This is a genomic window from Methylophilus flavus, from assembly GCF_042678905.1.
GTDB lineage: Bacteria > Pseudomonadota > Gammaproteobacteria > Burkholderiales > Methylophilaceae > Methylophilus > Methylophilus flavus.
Window position 1 is genome coordinate 1 of the sequence record NZ_JBHTLN010000006.1, and the last position, 3,561, is coordinate 3,561.

Below are 3,561 nucleotides of genomic sequence, written 5' to 3' on the forward strand. Positions count from 1 at the left end.
GACATCACCGGTACAGGTAATGAGTTGGCGAACACCATCACTGGCAATGCCGGAGACAATATCCTGGATGGCGGTGCTGGCATAGACAAACTGATTGGCGGCCTCGGTGACGACATTTACAAGGTTGACCTTGCACTCACAGGCACTACCGCTGCTAACTTTAAGGTAGCGCTACAGGACACCATCACCGAGACCGCGGTCGCAGGCTCAGGGACTGACACCGTACAGCTCAGGCTGCTGGCAGGCACTGACTACAGCACCATGGCTAACGCCACTACCCTCACCCTGGGCGCTAACCTCGAGAAGCTAGATGCTTCAGCAACCGGTTTAACCAAACTAAACCTGACCGGTAACGCACTCGCCAACACCCTCACCGGCAATGATGCAGATAACATCCTTGATGGCGGTGCAGGCAATGACATCCTCATTGGGGGATTGGGTAATGACACACTGAAAGGCGGCGCTGGGGCTGATGTGTTTCAATATGTTAATGCAGCAGACTCTACCGCAAGTTCAATGGACACAATCCTGGATTTCACTCAAGGGGTCGATAAGTTAGACTTTTTGATTTTGAATGGTGGTGGTTTTGATTTATCGTTTTCGGGAATAACAGAGTCTGCTAACTCTATTTGGTACAGTCACTCCCAAGGTAACACATTCATATTTGCAGACACCTCTGGCGACGCTATTGCCGATTTTCAACTCCAGTTAACAGGCACTGTAGACCTTAACTCTTTTGACTTTTATTTACCAAGGACTACAACGAGATTTGGTACGAATGCTGATGACTCTATAACAATGGATTCTCAAACTGACACTTATTACGGCTTGGCTGGAAATGATTTTATTACAGGTAATTTTTCATTTTTAACAGATACTATATTTGGTCAGGATGGAGATGATATTCTTTTTGGAAGAGGTGGTAGCGATGTTATGGATGGGGGTTCTGGAAACGATACGTTCTTGTATAGCTCAGAAATTCAACACAATGATTCAGTCGATACGATATTAAATTTTAAAGCCTCAGAGGATAAATTCCAATTCAACGAATCATATCCATATTTTAAGGAGTTAAAGGGTGCTGTTGACGCTGATGAAGTCCGTATTGGTGCTGGGTATGTGAGCGCCATAGATGACAATGACTATATTATTTATAACACTTCGACAGGTGATGTTTTTTACGACTACGATGCTAATGGTCCGCAAATGGCCATTAAATTTGCCAATCTTGTTAACCCAACTGGAACGATCACATATTTAAATTTTACCGTTTTGATGTCTGGTCAGACACTTATCGGAACTAATCATGCTGACAATCTGACAGCCACTTCGACGTCAAGCGATGATTATATTTTTGGTGGTAACGGAGACGATATTATTAACGGCAACGGTTCTGTTTATGGTGACAATCTGTTTGGCGGTGATGGTAACGACACAATTTCCGGATCTGGCTACGCATATATGGCTGGAGGTAAAGGGAATGATACTTACTATGCAGACCCATACTCCACAATTTCAGAACACGAAAACGAAGGTGAAGACACCATAGTCTTTCTCGGTTATGGCATAGCTTACACACTTGAAGATACTCCTAATGTAGAAAACCTCGTGTTTCCGAATTCAATTGGAAACGGACTGACCGACACTCTTTTAATAGGCAATGCTCTGAATAATAAATTAACAGGTAATGATTATGTTAATACTCTAATTGGGAATGAGGGGAATGATCGGTTAAATGCTGGAGCTGGCAACGATATTCTTTGGGGTGGCTTAGGTAACGATGTACTGATAGGTGGTTCAGGAGCTGATACTTTTAAATGGTTTTCACCTGATGCAGTCAATCCAGGAAGCATCGCAAATAATACAGATACTGTTACAGACTTCTCTATTGCGGATGAGGATACGCTGGATTTAAGAGACTTACTCACTGGCGAGTCATCTAATAATATTCTTCAGTATCTTGATATTTCAATACAAGGCAGTTCAACTGAAATACGCATTAGTTCAACTGGAAACTTTACGGGCGGCAATTACAATTCGGCAGAGGAGGATGTACGGATTGTGCTATCCAACACCAATCTTTACACCTCAACAGCAACAAATAATGAAGCTCAATTGATTGGTTATCTCACCCAGCATAATAATTTACTGATTGATAGCTCTATTTAATTAGAAACTAAATATCAGTGAATGCACCAGGCATTCACTGATATTAAATGACCCAAACTTGAGATGATATGACGATCCCTACTCCCGATACGACCAGCGAGATTACATTATTTGATGCTGGCTCAAGTTCAAGCAACCCTTATTTAAATGTTTTGCTTCTGGGAAATAAGTGGGGCGGGCCGGTAGGAAGCTCTGCAACGGTTTATTACAGTTTTCCAACTTCTCGAAGTGATGAGTACTGGTCTCAGGACTTCATTAATGGCTATGGCATCAATGATCCGATGCCAAGCTTTAAACCTGACTATGTTTCGCTAACACCGCTCAGTACTAGTCAGCAATATGGTATTACTTTGGCTTTGAATGCATGGTCCAATGTTGCTAACCTGGACTTTATTAAAGTAAATGAAACGCCTTCTGCGGTTGGTGATATTCGTTTTGGTTTCACGAGCGATGGCGCTATGTCGCCAAATATCTATGCTTATACCTATAGTGTCGATCCATACTGGTATGACATATCTGACACTCTCCCATATACAAGAAGCGGTGATATCTGGTTTAACAAAACTCAGCCATATCCATCAGGCAACAATTTTTCAACCGGTGCCATGGGCTATCTTGCTGGTTTGCATGAGATCGGGCATGCATTGGGTTTGGATCATTCGTTTGCTGAGGAAGAAGGGGATATTGGACTACCTGCAAATATCGATTACTTCCAATATACCGTCATGAGTTATTCCGATCTGCCTGACAACTATTTTGACGGACTAAATGAGTATTACCCAACAACTCCTATGTTGTATGACATTCTCGCCATACAACATTTATATGGCGCCAACAATGATTATAACTCTGGTGATAATGTCTATGAATTTTCATCATCACAGCGTTACTACCAAACTATCTGGGATGCAGGTGGCAACGACACAATCAAATATGTATCGGCTGTCGGTGGAGTTATAAACCTCGATGCAGGCTCCTTCAGCCAGTTAGGCAGATCCTTTAAAGTCGGCCCAAATAACTCAACAATCCAGCAAGAAAATGTCGCGATTGCTTTTAACGTGTTAATAGAAAATGCGATCGGCGGGAATGGAAATGACCGGATATCCGGTAATAGCAGTGATAATATTTTAGATGGTGGTGCTGGCAATGATACTCTTGACGGCAAAGGCGGCAATGACACCTTGATCGGTGGCAAAGGCAACGATACCTACATCATTGATAATAGCGGTGTCACAGTCACTGAAGACGCTAATGAAGGGATTGACCAGGTCAATGCCAGTGTCAGCTCTACATTAGCTGCTAACGTTGAGAATCTGGTACTGACAGGTAATGGCGACATCACCGGTACAGGTAATGAGTTGGCGAACACCATCACTGGCAATGCCGGAGACA

2 protein-coding genes are annotated in these 3,561 nt (G+C 42.9%); both read left to right on the forward strand.

The window, feature by feature from the left end:
- Positions 1–2,169 (forward strand): M10 family metallopeptidase C-terminal domain-containing protein (locus tag ACFQ2T_RS13275; protein WP_379035216.1); only part of this gene is annotated, 2,169 nt, incomplete at its 5' end.
- Between the two features lie 68 nt (positions 2,170–2,237).
- The coding region (locus ACFQ2T_RS13280) for a matrixin family metalloprotease (RefSeq protein ID WP_379035219.1) at positions 2,238–3,561 on the forward strand (1,324 nt) is incomplete at its 3' end.